Genomic DNA, 25275 nt, shown 5'->3' on the forward strand with positions numbered 1-25275 from the left:
GTCGGGCCCCTGCGTGGGACTCCGGTACGACCGATCTCGGCGGTGGTCACCGGTGCTTTCGCACCGGGGGCCCCGGGGCGTGAACTCAGGTGTTGACGCCGAACGCCGAGGCGATCGACAACAGGCTCGCATGCCGTTCGGCGGTGGCCCGGAATCGCCACTTGCCGTCCTCGAGCACCAGGCGCGCGTAGACCAGCGCCCGGACATCGGGCTGCCCGGCCGACAGCGAGTACTCGGCGAGTGCGCCACAGGAGCTGTCGGCGGCGCTGATCGTGGCGGCCTCGAACCGGCCGAACACGTCGGCGTTGTCATAGACCGTCACCACGATGGCCACCTCGCGGGCCTTCGGTGGCAGGAGCAGGGTGTCGACGGTCAGGCTCTCGCGCGGGTCCTGGGCGTTCCCGCCGACCAGCCGGACCGCCTTCTCGGGGGTGTCGTGCTGGTTGAAGAAGGCGAAGTAGTCGTCGCTGAGCACTGTGCCGTCGTCGCCGAGGACGAGTGCGGCGAGGTCGAGGTCGATCCCGGCCGGCGTGCGTGCACCGTCCCACTCGATCGCGACGGTGATCACCGCCAGGCGATCCGGAGTCGTCGTCATCGTTGTCCTCTCGTCATCTCGCCGCCGGCCGCTGCTCGGTGTAGCGCCGGGACGGTGGCAACCACAATCCCGCCGTGGCGAGCAGTCCGCAGACCACGATCGCCATGACGACCGGTCCGGCCAGCAGACCGAACAGCGAGAGCACGGCGAGGAAGATCGCCGCATATCGCGGCCACCGGTGGCCCCGCCAGGTACCGATCGTAAACAGTGCGTACGACGCTGCGAAGATCACCCCGAGCGCGATGGTGGCACCGATCCCGATGGAGTGGCCGGTGTCGACCCAGGTCCCGGCCACCCGGTCGGCCGTACCGGTCGGATCGGCATCGAGGGCGGCGTCTGCCGATGCGCGTACGCGCGACACCGCGATCACACCGAAGACCGTCTGCACCACGACCAGCAGGCCCGCGGCCGTGAGAGCGGCGGCGCTCAGCACGATCGCCGGTGGCCGCGGCGTGTGAACCGGTGCGGCGGCGGGGATGCCGAGATACCCGGATGGCGGCGTGCCGAAGGGCGCTGTCCCGCCCGGGTGCGGGGGTGGTGTCCCGGCCCACGCCGGTACCGGTGCCGGCGGCCCGAACGGATTCGCCGGCGGTGACGATTCGGTGGGCACCGCCGGACGGAACGGGTCGTTCCCGGCTCCCGGCGCAAATGGGTTGGGCCGGGCCGGGTTCGGTGAGAACGGGTCGGGTCCGAAGGGATTCGGGGGATGTGTCACGGCATGCGCTCATTCCTGGAGCACGTGGCGATCGGCGAGTACCCAGCGGATGGGATCCATGCAGCGGAAGGGGGAGATCCCGTTGGGGTGCAACCGTTCTCCCTCGGGTGACTCACCCAGGGCCGACACTGCGAAGAATCGGTGGTGGTACTGCTGTCCGGTCACCGGGTCCACCATGTTGAGCAACGACGGCCCGGCCCGCAGGCGCTGGAGCAGACTGCGCACCTCGGCGTCGAGGAGCTGTCCGTCGGTCTCGTCGTAGCTCCGGTTGACCAGGCTCGGATCCCGGTTGAAGGCCGCACCCGGATGACCCATCACCTGACCCCAGGCACTGTTCTTGACCCGTGAGAGTTCCTGCAGTGCATCGAATTTCGACAGGATGACACCGAGCCGGGGGTTCCCGCCGGAGATCAGCCGCATCACCACCCGCAGGACGTCGCGCGGATCGCCGCCGACCCGTGAGGAATCGGGGATCAGATCGCGGAGCTGATCGGAGACGTCTTCCACCCGGAGGGGATCGAACAGGAAGAACACCGCGTCGGCGCGGGAGAAGAACTCCCAGGCGGGTCCGGCGACCTTGGCCTCCTCCAGATCCTCACCGGCCACGTCGCGGATGACGAGGAACCGCTTGAGGCCGTCCCACACGCCGAGGTCGAAGATCAGCGGGTGATGGGCCTCCGACGCCGCACTCGGTGTCGCCTGTACGATCCCGCGTTCGACGAACAGCGGGGTCTCGTAGATCGCCGAATAGCGGTTCGCGGTCTCGTCGTCGGCGGGGATGACCTCACGGTGGAACCGTTCGGTGTACTGCTGCAGCTGTTTGATCAGGACGGCGATGAACACGGTCTTTCCCGTGTACCGGGCCCCGGCCATGGCCACGCAGGTGGCCTCGCCGTACCGCCACATCGGTGGCAGCGTGTAGTGGCAGGTCACGCACACCTCGACGTGCCGGTGCACATCGAAGCTGGCCGGAATCCAGTCGGGACTGTTCTCCGGGCGGTTCGCGGTGTGGACCTGCCCCGTCGACGTGGCGACCCCGGCGTAGGCGCTGGCGGTGGGGTTGTGCGCGACCGACTCCGGCGTGGCCTCGGTCCATGCGACCTTGTCGTGGGGCAATGCGGTGAAACACCGAGGGCATTTCACCGGTGCCGGGCCTGGTCCGGTCATCGTCGCACGCTCCCGAGTTCGGTCGCGGCCAGCAGTCCGGCGACGACGGTGGTGAGACGTTCGGGCGAGGCGATCAGTGCTTCCCTCGGGTCTCCACCGGGTTGTGGCGGTTCGATCTGCGCGCCGATGAAGCCGGGCCGTGTGGTGGCTGCCCGGGAAGGCGAGATCACCAGGGTGGCCTCACCCGAACGCGGGCCGGTGCCGGTGGTCAGCCCGGTCCCGGGTCCGTCGGTGATGACCACGGTCAGCGACCTGCCCACGGCCGGGCTCGTCGGCCGCGAGCCCACCAGCAGGCCGAATCCGTTGCCGGGCGGACGGGAGAGGAACTCGCCGAGATCTGCCGGGGCGATCTCTTCGGTGGCGCCGTCGGCCCGGGTACAGGCGATGGTCGGCCGGTCGCCGACGACAGCGGCGACGCCCGCGACGACGTCGCCGGCCGCGGCGACCGCACCCGAGGCGATCAGGGCCGCCATCGAGGCGGAACTGTCGACGATGCAGCGGACGGTCACCGCATCGGCCGCCGGGACCTGGTCGAGCCGGAGCACGCCGCGGCATGCGACTCGCGCCTTGGCGGCGAGCGGGGGCAGCGGCGCGTCGGGGATGGTCAGACGGGTCTGGACGACGAGGGTGTCGGGGCCGTCGGGGGCGACCGTCGCCAGCTCGATGAAGCTCATCCCGGAGACGTCACGGGGGGTCAGCTGTGCGATGTCGGCGCTCGGGTCGTTCCCGCCGTCGGGACCGAACGAGACATGCACGACGGTGCCCTGGTCGAAGTTCGATCGCCCGGCGTCGGGTACGGCGACGATGGTCGTCTCCACGTCGACCCGGGGGAGGATCAGCAGTCCGGGGGACTGCTGGATGACGCGGGTGGAGGCGCCGTCGGCGGTCCGGGCGGCCAGTCGTACACCCGTGGTGGGGGTGGCGGTCGCCAGCTGGACGGCCAACGGCCGGCGCGGCAGTGTTGCCGATGCCTTGCCGTCGAGAACGTAGGTGGCCATGTCAGCGATCCTCTCGGGAGCGGAGCCAGCGGAGCGGGGACTCCGGGCTGATGATCTTGAAGGACTCCAGCCATGCCGAGGCCTGTTTGGGGTGCTCGGCGAAGAAGTCCTGGGCGTCGGCGGCGGTGACGGTGCGAAGGGTGGGCCAGACGGCATCACGCAGGGCGTCGGCGGTGGCCGGCCCGTGATACCTCTGGTCCTGGACCGCCTCGTCCAGCAGTCGGTCGGCCCACGGCTCTTCGGTGGCGAGGTCGTCGGCGATGACGTGGTCGATCCTGATGTGCTCGAACTGCGACAGGTAGCTGCGCGCCGCGACCCAGCCGATGTCGAGCAGCTTGCGGCCGATGAGTATCCCCAGGAGATCGAGGAGTCTGTTGGCGGTGTCCGGCCGCTGGTGTGTGAGCCGCTCGTCGGCCGGACCCCCGGCGGTCGCGAACGCCGCCGCGCGGGACTGCGCGACGAGCATTCCGGCATACAGCATCCGGCGCAGATCCTCGGCGAGCGGCCGGTTCCACCCGACCGGATCACCCATGCATACGCGGACGGTCTCGATGAGGGTCGGCGGGTCCGGGATGTTGCCCGGGTTCATGTGAAACCTGCGCAGACATGCCGCGGCGACCAGGGCATCCTGTGCGGCGTCCACACCGCGCGGTTGTCCGGCCAGGTCGTAGAGCATGTCCGGCGTGGGATTCTCGTAGAACACGTGGTCGTGCAGCATGGTCGGCGAGGTCCGACGGGGCTTCTCGTGGGTCCACATCAGCAGATCGGCGGCGGCCGGTGCCTCGAGGCGGGTCAGTTCGCCGGTGAGGTCCCTGGCCTGCGCGTCGTCGAGCGTCAGGTCCTCGAGGACGAACTCGATCGCCTGGGTGACGGCCGCCTGTCGCTGTTCGGTGCCCAGGTTCAGGGCATCGGGTGTGCCTGCCGGGGTCCCGCGCAGGCACGCTGCCACCGCGATCGGGTACAGGCGCCGATCGGCATTGGATGGATTCGCCGGCGGTTCCAGGGGTCGACCCGAACCGTCGTCGAAGACCCAGTTCCACAACGGGCTGCGAAAGGCCTCGAGGTGCACACGATTCCAGCGAAGAAGACTGGGGCGCACGAACTTGGCTCGGACCCCCAACGGAATGAACACCAGATTCGACTGTTGGTTCGTATCCCAGATCACCGACGGGTCGATTCTCTCCCAGAGACGGGTGAGTTCGGCCTCGACCTCGACGAACTCGCTGTCATGACGCGCGAGCTGATCGAGCAGGATGGTGAGCCGGATGACGAAGATGGCGGTTCCGGTGGGCTCGTGGTCGACGGACTTCTCGGCATCGGCGAGCAGGGACGTGATCGTGGCACGTACCCCACTGAGGTCGACTGCCTGGACGGCCGGCAGCTTGCCGAACGAACTGGTGTGAAGCCACTGCCTGTCGTCGAGCGCGGCCACCAGGAACCGGGACGCGGGGATGCCCGGATCGGACTGGCCGGCGACGGCCTTGCGCAGCTGGGCAAGTGCCTCATCCGGGGTGATCGGGAACTGCTTGCGGGCCCGGGCGATCAACGCGGCGACCTCGGGAAGGGCGGCGGTGTCGGCCGGTTCGTCGTGGGCGACCACGCGGAGGGCATCGTCGTGGAACTCGTCGAGTGCGGGGTTCTCGGCGATCGCCACCGCCAACGGCCATGCCCCCGAGGTGGATTGCCCACCGAGTGCGAGTCCCACCTCGTCGCGGCGCAGGAGCACGGCGACGGCGGTGTCCTCGTCTTCGAGAACACCCTCGACAAAGGTGGACAGCGCCGAGACCGGCACCTCGCCGCGTGCGACGCGATGCACCGATCCCACATCTCCGAGCAGCGGCGCCTCGTTCTCGTCGATCACCAGGGCACCACCGAAGGTCGTGCGCTCGTCGACACTGTCGGCGGGGACGGCGATCAGATGTGTCCCGCGGTCGATGTGGGCCGGGATCTGATCCGGGCGATCATGGGTGGTCCATCCGAGTCGTCCCGCGAGTTCCGGGGGCAGCAGGTAGGACACGGCGGCGATCCACGCGGCCGATGCGTCGTGCGAGTGCGTCAGCAGCACCACCGCCGGGCCGTCCTCGAGGGCATGGGTGACGGCGTCGATCAGGACGCGGAAGACGCCCTGCCGGTCGACGGCATCGTCGGTCACGAACCGGACGACCGACGAGAGTGTGATGATGCTGCCGGGAGCGGGGATGTCGGCGGTACCGAGTCGGGCCGCGGCCACGTTCTCGGCGCGGTACGGCCGCAGCCAGTCCGGTGAACCCCAGAGCCGGATCGGCCGATACCCGGGCCGGTGGACACGGCTGCGGTCGACGGCGATGTGCGCGAACACATTGCCGGGCCTGCCGGTGGCATCCGGGCCGGCGGCCGTCGTGTGCCAGAACACCCCGGCGTCGTCCATCCGCGCGTACGCCAGCCGGCTCGGGCGCTCGGCGATCTGTGCCTCGGTGGGGAAGTCGGGCAGACGGGGATCGAGGTCGAACCGCGTGACGACCCGACCCACCAGCGTGTCGCGCTGGGCCGTGGTCAGATCCCCCCGCACCTCTTTGACCTGCCATCCGCCGCGCCCGGCGCCGTCGTCGAACGAGGTGTAGGTCAGTTGCGCGTACTGCGATGCGGGCGGCGGCGGCGCAGCCGTCATCTCTGGTCCCCCTGCGGTGTGGGCGCCCGGAACTGCCAGAGCTGCTGCATCGGCGGGTCGGTGAGCGCCACACGCGGTGTGCGGTCCGCGGTGTCGTCGACGAACACCCGCACGAATGCGAACTCGTTGCCGAGATCGACATAGAAGTCGGTGCGGTGCACCCCGGGTTGGATGTGGGGGAGCTGGCAGTGCGGAGTCCGTTGACCACGGACGAGGAACTGCAGATTGTGTCCGTCCCGGAGATCCAGTGGCAGTCGTTCGCGGTTTGCCACCAGCACCAGCGCCGGCGGGTTCGCGAGCTCGCTCTCCGAGCCGACCCACAGCCGCAGCACACGCGACCGGGGGTTGTCGGTCGGCACCGGTTCGAACCGGTACTCCATCCGGGTCAGGCCCGGATAGGCCAGTGTGGCGATCTCACCCCGGATCTGCTCGCCGCGCGAGTAGGCGACCGGTGCCAGGCAGACGGTACATCCGTTGGAGCTCAACGGTTGTGGCATGATGATCGCGCCGTCTCGCCGGTGCGTCGACGCCGTCACCTCGGCGGATGGCCGCGACTGGGAGCAGATCTGTTCCGGGCTCAGCGTCGTCGGACCGACGAAGACCTGCACCGCGGCCGCACCGGCCGGCCAGCCGAAGGTGATCAGTTCGGTGTTGAATCGTTCGATGATCCGCGGTTTGATCACCGCGGGCAGCGGACGTGTCTGCACCTGGGTGGTGCCGATCCGGACGCGTCCGTTGGCGAGGGTCACCGGGGTCAGGTAGGCGCGTTCCCAGTCCGGTGGCCACAGCACCCCCGTCATCTGGGAGGTGGTGGGATCGAGTGCGGTGACCGGGTCCTTGATCCGTGATTCCTCGGTGAAGCCCTGGACGGTGATCGCCGAGGCGTCACGATCCTCGTTCTCCAGGCCCGCCGGCGGCGCTGAGGCGAACCGGTGGATCTGGACCTGCTGACCGGATTCCGGTGTACTCCAGCGCAAGTCGAAGGTGCCGCCGGATTCGGACATGGTCACGGTCAGATCGGTGACCGGATCGAGGTCGACGGTGACCAGGATGTCCTTCTTGACCTGGCGGGACAGCCGCGCCGAGTCGTCGACCATCACCTCGGCCTGGACCGCATACAGGAATCGTCTTCCCCGGGTGGCGCCGGAATCGACGAATCCGGTGAGATTCGGCTGATCGGAACAGATCTGGTTGCTCGGGTTCGCGACCGGCGGTCCGCTGCCCTCGAGCGGGATGCGGTACACCCGGACGCTGCGGGTGCCCGTATGGACCGACCACTCGCCGATGACGCGTCCGGACTCCTCGGACAGACGCATCCCCTCCACCGGGCTGACCTCTTCGCCCTCGGCCCACTTCACCGGTTGTGCTGCGCGGGCGGAGCTTTCGTCGACGCCGACGTGACACCAGACCTGGAACACGCGGACGGCGGAGGCCAGGAACCGGCCGTCGTCGAGCGCTGCGGTGGCGGTGACGCCGATCAGCTCCCCGGACTCGGGCTTGTACGGTGCGACATCGTCGCCGGAGACGACGCGGTACAGCACGGTCTCCCGGCCTTCGGTCGGCCAGGATTCCCAACTCAGCTGGACGCCGTCTCCTGCGGTACCCACCTTGATCCGCCCGGGTTCGACATCCGTTTCGGGATAGTCGTATTCGCAGAAGTCGCCATGCGACCAGGTGCGTCCGGTGCCGGTGCCGGTGGCCGACCCGGCCTGACCGGTGGTATCGGCGGTGGTGGTGTCTGCGGCCGGGGCGCCGGATGCCGCCGGTGAACTCGGTGCGGTTGTCGGTGTCGGTGCCGGTGTCGGTTGTGACGCGGCCGGCGTGACCGGGGGCCGCGGCGTGCGACGGGGCTCCGGGGTCACCGTCTCGGGCTCGTCCGCGGCCTCGTCGGCGAACGCGGCGATCACCGTGGCGATCTCCGGGGCCAGGGCGGCTGCGGCACCGGTCAGCTTCCGCCGGATCTGGTTGACGCTGGTCTGATTGCGTCGCAGCAGGTTTCGGAGGGTGACGTCCTTGATGGAGTCGGCCCCCTCGACCCCGTTGGCGATCTGGGCGGTGCGCCACTCGATGAGTGCCCGCAGGATTCGGGCCTGCGGGTCGTCGGTCGCGGTGGCGGCGGCCGGCGGATCGTCGCGGCGCGGTGCCGGTTCGGGATCCGGCACATCGGGGGCGGCGCGCAGGTGTTCGGGCATGTGCGCGACGGCGATCTCGGGGGTGACCCCCAGGGTCGTCTGGGCCAGGAGGTGATCGATGGTCTCCCGGTACGCCGTCTCCAGCGGGCTGAGCGGACCGTCGGCCCACTGCTGCGGGATCCGGGAGATCTCCACGAGCCGCGGCGGTTCGGGAGTCGGGTAACCCTGGTCGGTTGCCCATCCACGCCAGACCTGCAGGGTGGCCAGGTATGTCTCGGGGCTGATGCTCGTCATGTCAGAACTCGAATCCTCGGCCGGGTTCGGGTGCCCGGAACTCGTCCGGTCGGGTCGCCGGACCAGGGGCCCCGGTGGGGTCCTGGCCGTTCCGGGAGACACCGAACCCGGATTCGATCGGCTGTGGCGCCGCCCAGTCGGTGTCGGCCCGCGGGGTCTGGTCGCCCACGGTCACCAGATGATCTGCGGTGAAAGCGTCGCTGAGCTGGGTTGCAGCGCAGATGATCCCGAGTCCCCACCGCTGGGCGCGCCGGTAGTCGATGTCGACCTTGGCGACGGCGTCCATGATCGCACCGTCGGTGAGGAGGTCGGTCGAGAACGACCCGCTCGGTTCGGTCGGCCGATCGATCCCGCCGAGGAACTCGTCGATGGTGGTCTCGGCCCGATCGATCGGTTGCACCGAGGCGAGCAGTCGCGGGACGAGGGTGCCCATCGGGCCGGCGAGCAGGTCGAGCGCATGCTGCCACACGACGTCGGCTCCCGAGGACGTGACGGCGCCGGTGTGGACCGCGGTCGAGAACCGGTCGAGCTGTGAGCCCGAGCGCCGGCCACGTTCGGACCACAGCGGTGACGCACCGACACCGAGGTCACGTGCCCCGGGCTGCGGTGGTGCGGCCCGCGTGATGAGGTCCTCCCACGAGCGGGTGAGCCACCCCGGCCGGAACAGATCCCGCCGAAGATGTCCTGCGATGGTGGCGATCTCGGCCTCGGCAGGCCGTGCGACACCCACCGAGGTGGACATCGGCATTCCACGCGAGATGTGCAGGACCTGCTCCGGGCGATGCAGGTCGGGTCCGAGCGGTGCCGCGAGGAAGCCGCCGATGACGCGGCTCCAGGCCAGGAACTGTCCGTAGGCCTGCGACAGACGACGCAGATCGTTGAGCGCCGCCCGCAGGTTCTGCAGATCGATCTCGTGCTCGGCGATGACGGATTTCCGTTGGTGCAGTAGGGCGAACAGTCGTCGTTGGGTACTGATGAACGCGCAGCCGAGCGCCACCACGAGCACGATCAGCGTGCCGACGATCACCGTCGGTGCCACCCACCAGTCCACGATCTCCGCGATCGCCAGATAGGTGAAGACGCCGGTCAGGATCAGCCACAGCACCACCGCCACCTGCACCCAGCGGGCCAGTCCGAGATTGCGGGATCCCGGGTCCGGCGGGGTCTGCGCGTTCATGAGTTTGGCGAACAGCCCCTGGACCTCGGACCAGCAGCCGGCGAACGACTTCGCGAGCTGGTCGCCGACGGCGGCACCGAAACTGCCGGAGTGCCGGCGCTGCCAGTCGTTCAACGCCGACAAGGTGGAACCGGCGGCGAGGCCGTTGTGCGGATCGCGCTGGAGATCGCCCAGGCGGCGGCGCAGATCCTCGACACCCAGGGCGTCCACGGCGTCGACCCCGTCGATCTCGGTCGCGGCACCGATCACACCCGGGATCGCGGTGAACCGTTCGCCCGGGCCGGGGACCACACCGGCGGCCTCGTGCACGATCCCGACCGCGGCCCCCACCGGGACCGGGGGCAGATCCGACGTGCGGTTGCCCGCATCGGCGAGGGTCATCGACGCCCGGGCGTAGTCCTGCCACAACCCCGACAGGTCGGTACCCGCGTCATGCACGGGGCCGGTGCCGGTGATCAGGCCACCCAGGTGATCGGAGGCCTCGCCGATGTCGGCCCATCCGGCGTGCTGGCCGTTGGCCCGGCGGCCGTGGGCGACCACCTCGTAGGCCGCGGGGGCGTCGGTGAAGACGGCCTGCTGGACGCCGATGGCGACGCTGCGGGCCAACCCGCCGGCGACCTTGTGGTACCAGGCCGCCGGGGCGTTCTTGATCGACGCCCAGAGGAAGCCGAGGAACATCTTGATGGCCGCCCAGGCCCCGATGGTCTCGACCGTCTGGGTGGGGTAGGACAGGCGCGTGCCACGCAGGACGGCGCTGTGCTTGGTCCACAGCGTCGAGGCCATCGTCCGGCCCGCCAGCCCGGCATCCTGCAGGTACACGACCTGCATGCGCTGATCGCTGGGCAGCGGCAGACGCCCGTCCTGCGCCAGGATCTCCGCGCGCAGGGACGACTCGACGTCGGCGGTCTCGAGTTTCCGGTAGAACGACCGGGCCAGCCGGATCACCTTGCCGGGCAACACCGGCGCGTCGTCGAGCGGGGCGTGCTCGATCCCGCTCCACAGTCCGGTCAGTCCCGCGATCACCGGACCGGCGAAGCGGCCGTGATCGATGGACGTGGGCTCGGTGGGGGTGGGGATGCGGCCGAACTCGGGGCCGCGTGAATCCTCCGGCGATACGACGACGTTGTGCCAGCCCTCGACCGACAGTGCCGTGGACGGTCCGTCGATCCCGGCGGGGCCGGTGAGCGCCACCCGGATTCGGACCACCTGTGCGGCCCCGGTGGCCGAGTGGAGCGCTCGGGTCACACCGAGTTCGGCGCCCACCGGAAGCCGGTGGGTGCCCTCGGCGATCGGCACGACCGAACAGATCCGCAGCAGCGTGATCCGCCGTGTGGTGACCAGTTCGGTCAGTGCGAGGTCGTGGGCGATCCCGCGCTCGACGACGACGAGTGACTGCACCGGCGTGGCGGTGTCGGGGTCGGTGACCCAGGCGAACTGGTCCACGAGACCGGCCGCCGACAGGTCGGTGAGTGCGGCCAGCACGCCGTCGGCGGGGCCGCTGGGGGCGAGGAACACCGTCAGTGCGGTCATCAGAAGATGCTCCCGCCGGATGCCGAACCGAAGTCCATCGACGGTGCCGACCAATCGTTCTCACGTCCCTGTACGGGTACCGGGCTCGGTGTGTCCGGGGCGATCGGCCGTTCGGCGTCGGCCACCGCCGCCGGGATCAGCGCCAGCAGTTCGCTGGTGACCCAGTACACGTCGGGGGCGAGGTCGCGGAAGATCGGGGTCTTCGACGCCTGCTCGCGCACCGAGATCACCGAGAAGACACCACCGCCCGGGGCCGGTGGGTGACCGTCGGTGCCGCCGTCGCCGGGGCGCATGAAGTGTGCACCCACAAAGGTGCGGTACTCGGTCAGGTATGCGGTGAGTCGTTCTGCGCGCGTGGCGATGTCGGAGCCCGGCCCGGTGTCGGCGATCACCGAGGCGATACCGGTGCCGAGATCGCCGGAGCGCAACCAGTCGGCGATGTTGCGGCGGGCGGCGAGCTGGTCCCGATCCATTCCGGAGGTGGTGTTCTGTGCGGCCGCGTCGTAGACCCGGCGCAGCGCCCGGTACGGATGCATCGAACTCATCGCCGGCGGCTGGTGCGAGTTGGCGATGGCCAGCAGCACGGATTCGAGAATCGCCGGGAGCCAGTCGTATTCGGCGAGGAACTCCGACGGCGGGGTGAGCAGCTGGGCGGGGAACGGCAACCACCGTTTGTTCTCCCCGTCCCAGACCTGCGCGGCCTGCGTGAACGGCGCCTCGGGAACCGAGACCAGGCCGAGGGCGCGGCCGAGGATCCATCCGCCGACCATCGCCCGGCGTTCGTCGACGTGCATCGGCAGGCTGGCCGCGAGCGGGCGGGCCCGACGATGGGTCCAGAACGCCTTGCGTTCGGCCGCCGACGATTCCAGCCACTGGCGGGACGCCGCCTCGACCACGGCGTCGTAGGCCAGCGGCGAGTAGTTCGGGTACGAGCCGAAGATGTCGATGCGCTTGATGTTGGCCTCGTCGGTGAGCGCGCCCTCGAGTGCGCGGACGCTGTTCTTGTCGACGCGCATCTGCTGCCCGAGGGTGGTCGACAGTTCGTCGGCGACGGTCAGGCTGTGGAAGGGCACCGCGGAGAACTTGTAGCGGTACATCATCTCGGAGACGCCGTGGATGGCCTGCATGGCGTTCTCGTTCACGCTGGCCAGCGGCCGGGCCAGGCTCACCGCCTCGCCGAATCGGAGCAGGAGGTCGCGTCGGCGGGCGGCCAGCTCGGACTCGGCCACCTGGGCGTCGCTGCTGGTCCGGCCGGTCACGTACTCGCGCAACGAGACCGAGCAGAAGCGGTGGAAGGCCTCGCCCGGGCGGGCCACGAATTCCCGTGCGCGCGAGAGAAGTTCGCCTGGCCGGATGTGGATGTCGAAGGTGGCGGGGGAGGCGATGAGGGTCTCGCCGCTCTCCGGGTGACGCGGGAAGGCCCGCGAGACCCATGCGGAGGTGCGCTCCACCGTCGGCTGGACGTCACCGGGTGCGCGGGTGCCGCCGACCGTGGTCCAGTGGCCGGTGATCACCTGGTGGGCGGCGCGGCCCACCGCCATGCGGAAGGTGTGCGGATCAGAGGTCTGGGCGCCGATCGAGCTGGGGAGGTCGATCTCGTAGCGCTGCTTGAACTCTCCCGACCGGGTCAGCATCACCTCGTTGTCGGCCTCGGAGAAGCGTTCGGCGACGCGCTCGTCGTTGTCCGACGGCCAGGCCGCGTACTCGGTGGTCTGCAGGTGGGCGAGGCCGGTCTCCCGGCGAGGCGCCGCCGCGGCCTGACGCAGCAGCGTCTGCGACTCGTTGAGGCCGGTGATCAGCGGGTCGAGGATCTCCCCGACGATCGCACTCGCGGCGTCGGCGACCCGGGTCGCCAGGGAGGCGTAGATCTCCTGCTGCACCGGACCGCGCAGACCGTCGAGGACCTGCTCACTCACCCCGGCCGGGTTGGTCAACGTGCCCTTGAGGGATGCGAGGGTCCGCGCGACCTCGGGTGACACCTCGACGACGTCGCCCGGCGCATACCCCGACAGCTGCTGGGATTCGGGCAGGATCACATCCGACATGAGGCGCGAGACCCGTTTCACCAGGCCGGTCGCATACGGGAGACCCAGCATGGCGATCGCCTCGGTGGTGACGAAGGTGAGTGCGTTGGCGAAGTTCTGATGCCAGGTGTAGGCCACCGAGTACGCGGTGGTGGCGGCGGCTCCCTTGACGGTGTCGCGTTGCTCGCCGAGCACCCGGTAGACCGAGGCCGCCCACTGTTCGCCGTTGACGCCGGGGTTCTGGTCGATGCGCGGGCGGACCGCGGCGTTGACGATCTGCATCCCGTGCGTGCTCACCTGCTCGTGCGACAGTACGGCCGGCGACGCCAGCCACTGGCCGACGAGGTTGCCGCCGGCACCCTCGGGCAGACCGAGCTGCCGGCAGATGTTGCCCCACTGGTTGTCCAGGATCGCGTTGACCTGTTCCTCGTCGGAGGCGCTGTTGCCGGGCTGGAGGTGGCCGTGCAGGAGCTTGTCGGCGCTGGAGCGGGCCAGTCGCTGGGCGGCGTACTCGGCGTAGCGGTCGCGTCCCATCGACAGGCTGGCGTAACCGAAAGTGCCCCACGGGATGTTGTTCCACTGCCGGTTGCCCCATCCGAGGAACTCCAGCGAACCCTGGTCGCCGACACCGTTGGTGAGGTCCCACTCGACGAACTGCTGCAGTGCCGGACCCGACATGGTCAGGCCGGCCAGACCGCGCCCGAGCCCGCGGTACACGGCGTTGGGTGTGCCGTCGCCGAAGACGGTGCGCTGGGCGCCGACGTATCGGCCCACCGGGAAGACCCGGGCGAACGGGATCCGTTCGCCCTCACCGCGTTCGTAGCCGAGGGCCCGCAACAGTGCGACGTCGGATTCGCGGGCCGAACCGGTCTGTGCGGCCACGATCTCGCCGAGCATGGTCAGCGCGTTGGCGCGGGTACCGGTGACCGCGGAAGAGGGCAACGTCTCGAAGATGTCGGGGGTCACCATGAACACGGCCATCAGGCGCGGGTCGACTCCCTGGACCAGGGTGAGGATGCGGCAGACGTCGAGTGCCATCGACGCACCGGCGCCACCGGCCATCGAGGAGACGACCAGCACGATCGGCTGGTCGTCGGGACTGTAGGTCCCGGCGCCGGGCATCGACAGCGACCGCATCTCGGTGTCGGTGGAGTTGAGGTACAGGCGATCCCAGGCCTGCTGCAGCGCGTCGCGGACCTGCCCCACCCGGCTGAGGGTGATCATGCGACCCAGCGACCGGTACTGGCCGGCTCCGGTGGACAGCGGGGTGTAGACCGAGTCCGGGTCGCGCGGGGCCCAGGTGGCGATCCCGTCGACCGCCTGGTTGGTGGCCAGGCGCTGGGTCATCGCGTTGTCGAGGACCTTGTAGCTGTCGCTCTCCGGGCCGGTGCCGACGTAGACGCCACCCTGGTCGCGGACGTTGCCGACACCTTCGACCCGGGACGGCGAGGTGGGTACGTCGAGATGGACGAACTGCCATCCGGCGGGCAACCGATGGATGCCGTGGCCGGCCAGGTCGGAGCGCAGCTGGTCCATCATGTAGGCCAGTGCGGCACCGCCGGATCCGTCGCGCGGCCGCTGCGCGATGTCCCCTCGGCGAACCGTTCCGGGCGACCGTTTCGAGGCGAGGGGTCAGCAGTCGTCCAGGAGGCGTGCGAGCGCATCGCGTTCGGCCGCGGTCACCCACAGCCCGTAGGCGGCCTTGACCTCGATCTGCCGTTCGGCGTAGGTGCAGCGGTAGGCCTTGTTCGGTGGCAACCAGGTGGCTGCGTCGCCGGCACCCTTGCTCTGGTTGACCGATCCGATCGTCGCCTGCAGGTTGCGCGGATCGTTGGCGAGGTCGGCCCGTTTCTCGGGGGTGAGGTTCTGGGCACCCTTCTGCCAGGCATCCGCCAGGGCGACGACGTGGTCGATCTGCACCTGCGACGACGTGTCGGTTCCGCGCGTGAACCGAACGGTCGTGCCGGTGTACGGATCGTCGAGGGTGCCGGAGAGGACGACGCACTCACGGGTCCCCGGCTTGACGGTGATGTCGGTGAGATCTCGACGCAGGATGTCGTTACGGGTGTCGCAACCGTTGTGTCCGCCGGCGACGTCCACGTCGTCGGTCCAGCTCTGGCCGAACTGCGCCCTGCTGTAACCGGTTTTCGGTGCCCGGCCCTTCACCGGGAGGGAATCGAGGGTCGTCTGCGCGGAAGAACTCTCCTCGGGCCGTTCCGTTCCGGTGCCCGGAACCGGCTGTGTGGCAGTGTCATCCGCCTCCGGGGCCGTCGACGAAACCGGTGGTTGGATCGAATCTGATTCCGGTGCAGCACATCCGGCGAGAAGTGAGCACGCGACCATCCCGGCCATGAGCAGGACGTGACGGGTGCGGCGACGGTGTGCGGTCATGTCGGTGATTGTGGCCGATGCCCCTGACACCGCACGCGGTCGGGTGATATCCCGCGTCCGCGGTCACGCCGATCACGGCGCAGCACACCGGCAACGAGTGTCGATCGAGCTGTGCGGGCCGGTCCCACCAGGGTCAGGACGGGAGTCCCAGCACGTCCTCGTGGCCATGTCGTCGGCACCAACTGACGATGTAGCGGGCGTGGAGGCCGCACCAGCGGTACACCGACGCCTGGGTCAGCGGCAACCGTTCGTCGTGTTCGTTCCGGGCCCGCATCAACGGCCCCAGGTAGGTGGTCGCCGCCTTGTTGGCGGTGTTGGTCGACACCCGGGCGATGGTCGCGAGACTGGCCACGTCGGCCGCGTTGCCCGATGCGATCGCGCCGGCGAGACGGGCCGTGGTGACCCCTCGGCGACTGTCGAACAACTCGAACAACGACGGTCGATGGGTGGTGGCGGCCGGGGGAGCGAGGCGTTGGCCGAACGCGACGGCGCGCAGTGAGTCGACGAGCGACTGAAGACCGTCCGACTTCGACACGACACCCGAGACGTCGTCGCGCACGCGTGCTTCGGCCAGGTGGTCCTCCTCCATCGAATGTCCTTGGGTGGCCAGGAGAACCGGTGAGAGCCGGTCGGCGGTGCGGAGCCCTTCGATCACGTCCAGGCCATCGAATGTCCACTCCAGGTCGGCCCGGTTGAAGATCAGGTCCGCGCTGACCACGTCGAACCGGACCCGAGCGGAGATCGCGTTCTGGAACTCCGCCTGATCCTGTGCGACGACGACCGTGGAACCCGGGAACGCGGTCTGTAACGGTGCCGCGACCACATGGCCGAGGGGGGAGGCGATGAGGATGCGCAGTCCGGCGGTCACGTGCGACATCATGCCCCACGTGGTCGGTTCCGTGCATGATTCGACCTCCATCGTCGAATCCGGGGCCACATCCCACTCCGTCATGAGGCGAAAGTGTCGTCAGGACGGCTGACGTGCCGTCGGCCACTGGTGATCGTGGAAGGGCCCCGAGGATCCGTCCTCTCCACCGCGCGCCGTCCTCCCCTCCAGGAGTCTCGATGACCACTGATGTCGATGACGATCTGAACGTCCCCGTTCGCCCTCTCCCACCGAGCCGTTCGGTGGCGGTGATCGCCGAGCACGACCTCTCCGACGTCGCCTATCTCGCGTTCGTCGAACGCCTGGGATATCGCGCGGTGATCGTCGACGTCGACACCGGGAACCCGCTGCCGGTTCCGGCCCCCGCGGTCGTGATCGTGCGCAGCGTCGATCGGCTGAACCGGTTCATCGCGACGAGGGCATCGGCTACCGCGCAGATCATCGGGATCGGGATCCGAGACCTCCGGGTCAAGGGCATCAGGCTGCCGGACTCGCCCGGGGCGGTCGGGGCCCTGCAGCACGCGCTGGCCGCGATCATCGGGCCCGATCAGGAGGCACCGCAGCGGGTGCACCTGAGCAGCCGCGAGTGCGAGGTGGTGGTGACCTATGTCCTCGGTGCCACCGTGCGGGAGACGTCGTCGCGGCACTTCATCGCGCCGAGCACCGTTCGCACGCATCTCCGTCGGGTCATGGATCGGTATGTGGATGCGGGTCGGCCGGTGAACAACAAGTCGCAGCTGCTGATCGAGCTGATCGCCGACGGTTGGGTGGATCGCGCCCGGCTGCAGGCGTGGTGAAGGCACACATCCCATGAGAGATCAGGCGCGCCAGTTCTTCTCATGAACCGGGCACCATCGGCCGGTGTTGTCGCACCGTGCGCAGGTGAGCTTCCCCGCGATGCTGTAACCGCCGGCCTCACCGTCGCATCCAGGGCAGGGCGCCAACCGCTGTGTGCACCTCTCGCACGCGCCCACCATGTCCTCCTCTCGCTGTCCCAAGGTTATGTGTCAGACGATCGGATGACATTCCCCCGAATTGATGAATCTTCTCCGGGTCGGTGGCGAGGGTGGGTTGCGCCGACGACAACGGTGCCGCACACCGAAAGGTGTGCGGCACCGTGGTTCTTGCCCCGTCGGGTGATCAGCCCTCGATGATGAACGCCTCGAGCTGGGCGCGGGCGATGTCGTCGGCGACCTGCTCCGGCGGCGACTTCATCAGGTAGGCCGAGGCCGGCAGGATCGGGCCACCGAGGCCGCGGTCCTTGGCGATCTTGGCGGCGCGCACGGCGTCGATGATGATGCCGGCCGAGTTGGGGGAGTCCCACACCTCGAGCTTGTACTCCAGGTTCAGCGGCACGTCGCCGAAGGCACGACCCTCGAGACGGACGTAGGCCCACTTGCGGTCGTCGAGCCACTCGACGTGGTCGGACGGGCCGATGTGGACGTTCTTGTCGGCGATCTTGCCGGCGAGCGGGCCGGTCAGGTTCGAGGTGACGGCCTGGGTCTTGGAGACCTTCTTGGACTCCAGACGCTCACGCTCGAGCATGTTCTTGAAGTCCATGTTGCCGCCGACGTTGAGCTGGTAGGTGCGGTCCAGGGTGACGCCGCGATCCTCGAACAGCTTGGCCATCACGCGGTGGGTGATGGTCGCGCCCACCTGGCTCTTGATGTCGTCACCGACGATCGGGACACCGGCGTCGGCGAACTTCTTGGCCCACACCGGATCCGAGGCGATGAACACCGGAAGTGCGTTGACGAAGGCGACATTCGCGTCGATGGCGCACTGAGCGTAGAACTTGTCGGCCTGATCGGAGCCCACCGGGAGGTAGCTGACCAGGACGTCGACCTCGGCGTCCTTGAGGGTCTTGACGATGTCGACACCGTCGCCGTCGGCCTCGGTGATGGTCTCGCGGTAGTACTTGCCGAGGCCGTCGAGGGTGTGGCCGCGCTGCACGGTCACGCCGGTCGGGGCGACGTCGGCGATCTTGATGGTGTTGTTCTCGCTCGCGAAGATCGCGTCCGACAGGTCGAAGCCGACCTTCTTGGCGTCCACGTCGAATGCGGCGACGAACTCGACGTCACGCACGTGGTACGGGCCGAACTTGACGTGCATCAGACCGGGGACGGTCGAGTTCTCGTCGGCGTCCTTGTAGTACTGCACGCCCTGGACCAGGGATGAAGCGCAGTTTCCTACGCCCACAATGGCCACGCGCACCTTATTGGGCTCACCCATGGTCGGGTTCTCCTTCTTCTTGGTGGGTCGCAGCGCTGGGCTGCGACACCGGGGTTCGTCCGAGCGCCCGGGGCGTCTCGGCATCTTCCTGCCCTGCGACACCGGTCTGCGATGAATCGGTGTCCGGGAGTTCGGGGGAGGTCTGTGCGGCCGTGAGGTCGACATCGGTGGTCGTCGGACCGTGGGCGGCCGCGGTGTTCTCCGACGCCTCGGCGGCGATCAGTTCGTTGAGCCAGCGGACCTCTCGTTCGCTGGACTCGAGGCTGAGTTCATGGAGCTGGCGCGTGTAGCGGTCGGAGCTGCGGGTGGCGCGTCCGACCATCTCGCGCAGTCCCTCGCGGCGCTCCTCGACCTGCCGGCGGCGGCCTTCGAGGATGCGCATGCGGGCGACGGCGGGGGTGCGGCTGAAGAACGCCAGGTGCACGCCGAAGCCGTCGTCGGTGTAGTTCTGCGGTCCGGTGTCGGCGACGAGCTCGGTGAAGCGGACCCGGCCGGCGTCGGTGAGCTGGTAGACCCGGCGACCGCGGCGCACCTTCATCCCCGACGGTGCGGCGCTGGCCTCGTCGATCAGGCCGTCGGCCTGCATGCGCCGCAGGGTGGGGTACAGCGAGCCGTACGAGAAGGCGCGGAACGCTCCCAGGAGTCCGGTCAGGCGTTTGCGCAGCTCATAGCCATGCATCGGGGACTCCAGCAGCAGGCCGAGGATGGCGAGTTCGAGCATCGTCGACCTCCTTTCGCATCTGTATCCCCGAGATGACGCACCAACACCTCGCGCTGATGCATTTCTCAATGTATCGCACCGATATAAACGATGTCGATATCGGGTCGTTCGGATGAACCGATCGGACGACCGCCGACGACATGCGAAAGGGGGTCGACGTGGCGGTCGGAGCCGGGCAGGTCACACGGACGACGCGGGTGCCGACCACGTACTCTGGAACGCGTGCAACGCCAGATCGTCGACTACGCCCTGCAGCGTCGGTCGCGGCTGTCCGAGGTGACGTCGGGACGGACCGCCGTCGCCGATGTCTGCGACGCGAGTCCGTATCTGTTGCGTGCCGCCAAATTCCATGGTCGCCCGAGCAACACCCTGTGTCCGATCTGCCGGAAAGAGCAGGTGACGTTGGTCTCATGGGTGTTCGGTGACCGCCTGGGCCAGGTCTCGGGGTCGGCCCGTTCCAACGACGAGATCGCCCGTCTCGACGCCACCGCCGAGGAGTTCTCGGTGCACGTCGTCGAGGTGTGCCGGACCTGCAGCTGGAACCATCTGGTCCAGTCGTACGTTGCCGGTCTGCCGCCGCGGCCGCATCGTCGTCGCCGGGTGGCCAAGTAGGTCCACCGCCGCCGGGATCGTCGCGATCCCCGCCGGCGATGCCGCACGTCGGGGGCCCGTGACCGGGTTGGTCGCGCCCCTGGTCGTGCGTCACAGTGGGACGTCGGGTGAGGACAAACAAGTAGGGTGAGCAACGTTGCGCCGAAGAGCGGCGTGATTCATTGGGAGGTTCGACGTTGAGCGACGAACGCCGCACGTCGTCGTCACGTGCCGGTTCCGGAAGCGACACGGGAGACAGCAAGCGCTCGCGTCAGCGCATCATCGCCTGGCTGGTCGGGGCATTCGGTCTGATCGTCCCCGCGGTGGTCCTGATCGGTGTGATCGCCTTCGTGATCGCCTACGAGACGGCCACGGTGCCCAAGCCGGGTGACATCAAGCAGAACCAGATCGCCACGATCGTCGACTCCACGGGTAAGACGATCGCCAAGATCGTCCCGCCGGAGGGCAACCGCACCGACGTCAAGATCGCCGACATCCCCACGTCCCTGCAGAACGCGGTGATCGCCGCCGAGGACCGCGAGTTCCGCACCAACGACGGCTTCTCGGTGCGTGGCCTGTCCCGCGCGGTGTGGGGCCGGGTCACCAACAACGACCTCGCCGGTGGTGGTTCGACCATCACCCAGCAGTACGTCAAGAACGCTCTGGTCGGCGACGAGCACAGCTATGAGCGCAAGCTGCGCGAGCTGGTGATCGCCACCAAGATGTCCGAGCAGTGGTCCAAGGACGACATCCTCGAGGCCTATCTCAACACCATCTACTTCGGGCGCGGGGCCTACGGCGTCGCGGCCGCCTCCCAGGCGTATTTCCGCAAGCCGGTCCAGAAGCTCACCCCCGCCGAGTCGGCGGTCCTTGCCGCCACCATCCGGTCGCCTTCCTACTACGATCCGGCGGTCAACGAGGAGGCCGCGGTCGCCCGCTGGCACTACGTGCTCAACGGCATGGTCGCCACCGGTGCCCTGACCTCCGCCGAGGCGCAGGAGATGAAGTACCCGAAGGTCTATCCGGCTCCCGCCACCGGCGGTGAGACGGTCGGACCCAACGGACTGATCAAGCGTCAGGTCCTCGCCGAGCTGGCCGAGCTCAACATCTCCGAGCAGCAGGTGCAGACCGAGGGGCTCAAGATCACCACCTCGATCGATCCGCAGGTGCAGAACGCTGTGGTGCAGGCCGCCTGCCGCAAGAACGACGTCTACCCCTGCGAGAACGGTGTCCTCAACGGCGAGCCCAAACAGCTGCGCGACGCCGTCGTCTCGATCAACCCGAAGACCGGTGGTGTCGCCGGGTACTACGGCGGCGACGACGCCCAGGGCTGGGACTACGCCCAGGCGGGACTGCAGACCGGCTCGTCGTTCAAGGTGTTCGCGCTGGTCGCGGCCCTGGAGCAGGGCATCCCGCTGTCCAAGGTGTACAGCTCTGCGCCGTACTCCATCCCCAACACCGACATCACCGTCGAGAACTCCGACGGCGAGAGCTGCGGGTCGTGCAACCTGGCGACCGCGATGAAGATGTCGCTGAACACGGTGTACTACCGGCTGATGATGGACCTCGACAACAAGGCCGAGGATGTCGCGGCCGCCGCGCACAAGGCCGGTGTGGCCGAGTCGTTCGGCAGCGTCGAGCACACCCTGCAGAACGACAACGGTGCCGTCGAGGGCGGTGTGGTCCTGGGCCAGTACCCGTCCCGCGTCATCGACATGGCCTCCGCCTACGCCACGCTCGCGGCGTCGGGCATCTACCGCGAACCGTACTTCGTGCAGAAGGTGGAGACCTCCAGCGGCGAGGTGCTCTTCGACCGCCAGCCCAATCCCGGCAAACGGGTGTTCCCGGCCAAGGTCGCCGACAACGTGACCGCGGCCCTCGAGCCGATCGCGGCCTACTCCAACGGCAACTCGCTCTACGACTCGTCGCTCGGGTCCCGGCCGTCGGCGGCCAAGACCGGTACCGCGCAGCTCGGTGACACCGGCCAGAACAAGGACGCCTGGATGGTCGGCTACACCCCGCAGCTGGCCACCGCGGTGTGGGTCGGCACCGACAAGGGCACGGCCCTGACCAACTACGGCGGATCGTCGATCTACGGCAGTGGACTGCCCGCGCAGATCTGGAAGCGGGCGATGGACAATGCGCTCGACGGTGATCCGATCGAGCAGTTCCCGGAGCCGGAGGCCGTCGGCGGCCAGGCCGGTGTGCCCTACGAGCCGCCGCCCACCACCTACCAGCCGACCAATCCGTCCACCCGCACCCGACCGCAGATCCCGAGCATTCCGGGGACCGGAGCCGACGGGAACCTGACCGTCGCACCGGGTATCACCATCCCGATACCGGGTGCCGCGCAGCCGGGTGACGGCGGTACGGGCAACGGTAACGGCGGTACCGGCAACGGGGGCACCGGCAACGGCGGAACGGGTAACGGCGGTACGGGCAACGGCGGGACCGGGGATTCCGGCACCGGCGATACGGGCGACACCGGGACCGGCGGCGGTACCGGTGACGGCGAAGGAGTGGTCCCTGGCGTCCCAGGCGGCTGACCCCGGGCCGGGCGATCCGGAAACGGACAGCCCGGCTCCGCTGTCCGCCGACCTGCGCACCGACACCCGTCGGGTGATCCCCGGCCATCACGATGTGGTGGTGGCCGAGGCGGCGCGCGTCATCGGCGGGCCGTCGGGCGCGCATGCGGCGATCGGCCGCAGCCGCCACTGGACCCCGATCCGGGTGCTGTTCCTGCTCGCGTTGTGCACCCTCGCCCTGGGCTGGTTCGGCAAGGCGGGCTGCCTGCAACAAGAAGCGGTGGTCACCGGCCCCGACGGCGCGACGACGCTCGAGCTCGACCGCTCCGACCAGCGACAGTTCACCGACCTCTGCTATTCGGACGTGATCGCCCTCTACGGCGCCGAGCGGCTCGACAAGGGTGCGTTCCCGTATCGCACCTACTGGTTCGAGGATGACGGCAACGGCGAGACCATCAAGCGGTACATGGAGTATCCGGTCATCACCGGCATGTACATGTACGTCGTCGCCAAGGGCGCGCAGGCGTGGTCGTGGGCGATGGAGCACTGGGGTGTGCCCGGTGCATTGGAGTCGGTCCTGTTCTTCGATCTGGCCGCCCTCGGTCTGGTCCTGTTCTGGCTGGTCACCATCTGGGCCACCGCACTCACCGCCCGTGCCCGGATCTGGGCGGCCTGGGTGGCCGCGGTGTCGCCGCTGGTGATCGTGCACGCCTTCACCAACTTCGACGCCATCGCGACGGCGATGCTGGCGGTGGCCATGCTGTGCTGGGCGCGTCGGCGTCCCTGGCTGGCCGGCGTGTTCATCGGTCTCGGGGCGGCCGCCAAGTTCTATCCGGTGCTGTTGCTGGTGGTGTTGTTCCTGCTGTGCCTGCGGTCCGGGCGGCTCCGCACATTCGCCCAGACCGCGATCGCCGCGGTGGTCACCTGGCTGGTCGTCAACCTGCCGATCCTCACGCTCTATCCCCGTGGCTGGTACGAGTTCTTCCGCCTCAACTCCGAGCGCGGCGCCGACTCCGACTCGCTGCTGCGGCTGGCCGCCAAGGCGGTCGGCACCACCTGGGATGTGCCGATCCTCAACATCGTGTCGTTCGGCCTGATGATCCTGCTCGTCATCGGCATCGCGGTCCTGGCCCTGGCCGCACCCACCCGCCCCCGGGTGGCCCAGCTGATGTTCCTGCTGGTCGCGGGCTTCCTGCTGCTCAACAAGGTGTGGAGTCCGCAGTACTCACTGTGGCTGGTCCCACTCGCAGTCCTGGCGATCCCGCACACCCGGCTGCTGCTGGCATGGATGGCCGTCGACGCCCTCGTGTGGATTCCGCGGATGTCGCTCTACATCGACCCCAGCCGACGATGGCTGCCGCAGGAATGGTTCACCGCGATCATCGTCATCCGCGCGCTGTTCGTGATCGTCCTGTGTGTCATCGTGATCTGGCAGATCCTGCGTCCCGAAGAAGACCTCATGCGCCGGGACGGCGAGGGCAACATCCTCGACGACCCGGCCGGCGGCGTCCTCGACGGTGCACCCGACCGCATCGGGGCACACCGGCCGCGCGTCGCGCCGAACGGTGTCCCGCTACCCACTGGATGACGTTGCTGCCGTTGGTAGCCGGTTGTGGCGAAAACGGTTGTGGGAAACGATGGTTGAGCCGATGAGGGGCGGAGCCACGTAGCCGGTTGTGGCGAAAATTGTTGCGGGGAACGATGGTTGAGCCGATGAGGAGCGGAGCGACGAGGCGTGTCGAAACCTCCGTCGGCCGAGTTCGGGACGTGACCACTGGATTGGGGTGTGGTTGGCGACATTCTCGGCTCACCAGATTTCGACTCGGGTCCTCGCCTTTCCGGCTCGGTCCCGGCTCAGCCATCAAAGTGGTTGTGGGGGTTGACGGTCCTGGCACAAATTCCGTAAGTGGTTGCAGCTGTTGGTGGTTGAGCCGATGAGGAGCGGAGCGACGAGGCGTGTCGAAACCTCCGCCGGGCCGACCTCGGAACGCAACCAGCTCATCCCGTCGCATCCGAACCACGCTGAGCCGCGGTCGGAAACCGGAACCGAAACCTACGAGATCCGATCCAGCAAGCGGGCTTTCGCCTCCGGCCAGTCGTCGTCGATCATCGCGTACTGGGCGGTGGTGCGCCATCCGTCACCGAACCGGCGGTGCTTGCGTAGGAGTCCTTCGAACTGGGCTCCGAGTTTCGCTATGGCAGAACGGGACTGTGCGTTCTCGGCGTGGGTGTGCCACACGATCCGCACTGCGCCGCAGTCCTCGAAGGCGTGCCGCATCAGCAGGAACTTGGCCGTCGGATTGACCGTCGTCCCCTGAACCCGTTCGGCGTAGAAGGTGTAGCCGATCGCGGTTGCCAGAGAAGTGGCGTCGATGTCGTAGAAGCTCGTCGACCCCAGCAGGGTGCCGTCGGTGTTGTCGACGACGGCGTAGGCGACCCGGTGTTCTGGATCTGCGAGTGCGGTATCGATCCAGGCACGTGCGGCGTCGACGTCGGTGGGCACTCCGGACGTCCAGCGGAACCGATCCGGGTCGGCGACCACCTGTGCGAGTTCGTCGGCATCGTCGACGGTGAACGGCCGCAAGGTCACCCGCTCACCGACAAGGGCGCCGGTACCGAGCCAGGAACTCATCATCGTCTCCTCACGGAT

The 25275-nt window shown here is 68.6% G+C and carries 16 protein-coding genes and 1 pseudogene; 4 read left to right on the forward strand and 13 right to left on the reverse strand.

The annotated features are described in order from the left end of the window. Positions 1–85 precede the first annotated feature (85 nt). The 10 genes and pseudogenes from Q9K23_RS13360 to Q9K23_RS13405 all read right to left on the reverse strand — a co-directional run bounded on the left by Q9K23_RS13360 (position 86) and on the right by Q9K23_RS13405 (position 16538). Positions 86–595, reverse strand: a complete 510-nt coding sequence (locus Q9K23_RS13360; RefSeq protein WP_020792149.1) for a TerD family protein — start codon at positions 593–595, stop codon at positions 86–88. 13 nt (positions 596–608) lie between these two features. Continuing rightward, positions 609–1310, reverse strand: coding sequence for a hypothetical protein (locus tag Q9K23_RS13365; RefSeq protein ID WP_053777221.1), 702 nt, complete (start codon positions 1308–1310; stop codon positions 609–611). A gap of 9 nt (positions 1311–1319) precedes the next feature. Beyond that, positions 1320–2477 carry a hypothetical protein gene (locus Q9K23_RS13370; protein ID WP_053777220.1) on the reverse strand — a complete coding sequence of 386 codons (1158 nt, stop codon included), beginning with the start codon at positions 2475–2477 and terminating at the stop codon, positions 1320–1322. Continuing rightward, positions 2474–3475 (reverse strand): hypothetical protein, encoded by a 1002-nt coding sequence (locus Q9K23_RS13375; protein ID WP_053777219.1) that lies wholly within the window; start codon positions 3473–3475, stop codon positions 2474–2476. Before Q9K23_RS13375 ends, Q9K23_RS13370 begins: the two co-directional genes overlap by 4 nt. A 1-nt stretch (position 3476) precedes the next feature. After that, positions 3477–6122, reverse strand: coding sequence for a hypothetical protein (locus Q9K23_RS13380; RefSeq protein ID WP_305950154.1), 2646 nt, complete (start codon positions 6120–6122; stop codon positions 3477–3479). Next, positions 6119–8548: a hypothetical protein gene (locus tag Q9K23_RS13385; RefSeq protein WP_305950155.1), complete on the reverse strand. Its 2430-nt coding sequence runs from the start codon at positions 8546–8548 to the stop codon at positions 6119–6121. The genes Q9K23_RS13380 and Q9K23_RS13385 overlap by 4 nt, the downstream gene beginning before the upstream one ends. A 1-nt stretch (position 8549) precedes the next feature. Then, positions 8550–11255 (reverse strand): hypothetical protein, encoded by a 2706-nt coding sequence (locus Q9K23_RS13390; RefSeq protein WP_053777283.1) that lies wholly within the window; start codon positions 11253–11255, stop codon positions 8550–8552. Beyond that, positions 11255–14818 carry a tubulin-like doman-containing protein gene (locus Q9K23_RS13395; protein WP_020790613.1) on the reverse strand — a complete coding sequence of 1188 codons (3564 nt, stop codon included), beginning with the start codon at positions 14816–14818 and terminating at the stop codon, positions 11255–11257. Before Q9K23_RS13395 ends, Q9K23_RS13390 begins: the two co-directional genes overlap by 1 nt. Positions 14819–14914: 96 nt before the next feature. Next, positions 14915–15631 (reverse strand): annotated as a pseudogene (locus tag Q9K23_RS13400) (HNH endonuclease family protein); the annotation flags it as partial. A gap of 172 nt (positions 15632–15803) precedes the next feature. After that, positions 15804–16538 carry a response regulator gene (locus Q9K23_RS13405; protein WP_261977900.1) on the reverse strand — a complete coding sequence of 245 codons (735 nt, stop codon included), beginning with the start codon at positions 16536–16538 and terminating at the stop codon, positions 15804–15806. A 197-nt stretch (positions 16539–16735) separates the two neighbouring features. Here Q9K23_RS13405 and Q9K23_RS13410 point away from each other — a divergent pair, with 197 nt between their 5' ends. Beyond that, the gene (locus Q9K23_RS13410) at positions 16736–17353 is read left to right on the forward strand and encodes a LuxR C-terminal-related transcriptional regulator (protein ID WP_020790614.1); all 618 of its coding nucleotides are present in this window, start codon (positions 16736–16738) and stop codon (positions 17351–17353) included. 343 nt (positions 17354–17696) lie between these two features. Here the strand turns inward: Q9K23_RS13410 and Q9K23_RS13415 are convergent, their stop codons facing one another. Together Q9K23_RS13415 and Q9K23_RS13420 are read right to left on the reverse strand one after the other, a co-directional pair. Next, positions 17697–18788, reverse strand: a complete 1092-nt coding sequence (locus Q9K23_RS13415) for an inositol-3-phosphate synthase (protein ID WP_053777213.1) — start codon at positions 18786–18788, stop codon at positions 17697–17699. Next, positions 18781–19509 (reverse strand): PadR family transcriptional regulator, encoded by a 729-nt coding sequence (locus tag Q9K23_RS13420; protein ID WP_020790621.1) that lies wholly within the window; start codon positions 19507–19509, stop codon positions 18781–18783. The genes Q9K23_RS13415 and Q9K23_RS13420 overlap by 8 nt, the downstream gene beginning before the upstream one ends. A 222-nt stretch (positions 19510–19731) precedes the next feature. On the opposite strand from Q9K23_RS13420, the gene Q9K23_RS13425 reads away from it, so the two are divergent. The 3 genes from Q9K23_RS13425 (at position 19732) to Q9K23_RS13435 (ending at position 24213) form a co-directional block, all read left to right on the forward strand. Further along, positions 19732–20121, forward strand: a complete 390-nt coding sequence (locus Q9K23_RS13425) for a DUF5318 family protein (protein WP_053777212.1) — start codon at positions 19732–19734, stop codon at positions 20119–20121. 176 nt (positions 20122–20297) lie between these two features. After that, positions 20298–22646: a transglycosylase domain-containing protein gene (locus tag Q9K23_RS13430; protein ID WP_020790619.1), complete on the forward strand. Its 2349-nt coding sequence runs from the start codon at positions 20298–20300 to the stop codon at positions 22644–22646. Next, a complete protein-coding gene (locus Q9K23_RS13435) occupies positions 22627–24213 on the forward strand; it encodes a glycosyltransferase 87 family protein (protein WP_261977918.1) in 1587 nt (528 codons plus the stop codon). Before Q9K23_RS13430 ends, Q9K23_RS13435 begins: the two co-directional genes overlap by 20 nt. A gap of 465 nt (positions 24214–24678) precedes the next feature. Here Q9K23_RS13435 and Q9K23_RS13440 read toward each other — a convergent pair whose 3' ends face one another. After that, positions 24679–25257 carry a GNAT family N-acetyltransferase gene (locus Q9K23_RS13440; RefSeq protein ID WP_053777211.1) on the reverse strand — a complete coding sequence of 193 codons (579 nt, stop codon included), beginning with the start codon at positions 25255–25257 and terminating at the stop codon, positions 24679–24681. Positions 25258–25275 lie beyond the last annotated feature (18 nt).

Source organism: Gordonia sp. NB41Y (genome assembly GCF_030718915.1).
GTDB lineage: Bacteria > Actinomycetota > Actinomycetes > Mycobacteriales > Mycobacteriaceae > Gordonia > Gordonia desulfuricans.

Bases quoted from the DNA above. Each gene is read 5' to 3' on its own strand.
- Q9K23_RS13395 (WP_020790613.1), bottom strand. From the start codon at position 14,818: ATGATGGACCAGCTGCGCTCCGACCTGGCCGGCCACGGCATCCATCGG.
- Q9K23_RS13380 (WP_305950154.1), bottom strand. From the start codon at position 6,122: ATGACGGCTGCGCCGCCGCCGCCCGCATCGCAGTACGCGCAACTGACC.
- Q9K23_RS13390 (WP_053777283.1), bottom strand. From the start codon at position 11,255: ATGACCGCACTGACGGTGTTCCTCGCCCCCAGCGGCCCCGCCGACGGC.
- Q9K23_RS13440 (WP_053777211.1), bottom strand. From the start codon at position 25,257: ATGAGTTCCTGGCTCGGTACCGGCGCCCTTGTCGGTGAGCGGGTGACC.
- Q9K23_RS13375 (WP_053777219.1), bottom strand. From the start codon at position 3,475: ATGGCCACCTACGTTCTCGACGGCAAGGCATCGGCAACACTGCCGCGC.
- Q9K23_RS13360 (WP_020792149.1), bottom strand. From the start codon at position 595: ATGACGACGACTCCGGATCGCCTGGCGGTGATCACCGTCGCGATCGAG.
- Q9K23_RS13370 (WP_053777220.1), bottom strand. From the start codon at position 2,477: ATGACCGGACCAGGCCCGGCACCGGTGAAATGCCCTCGGTGTTTCACC.
- Q9K23_RS13385 (WP_305950155.1), bottom strand. From the start codon at position 8,548: ATGACGAGCATCAGCCCCGAGACATACCTGGCCACCCTGCAGGTCTGG.
- Q9K23_RS13415 (WP_053777213.1), bottom strand. From the start codon at position 18,788: ATGGGTGAGCCCAATAAGGTGCGCGTGGCCATTGTGGGCGTAGGAAAC.
- Q9K23_RS13410 (WP_020790614.1), top strand. From the start codon at position 16,736: ATGACCACTGATGTCGATGACGATCTGAACGTCCCCGTTCGCCCTCTC.
- Q9K23_RS13420 (WP_020790621.1), bottom strand. From the start codon at position 19,509: ATGCTCGAACTCGCCATCCTCGGCCTGCTGCTGGAGTCCCCGATGCAT.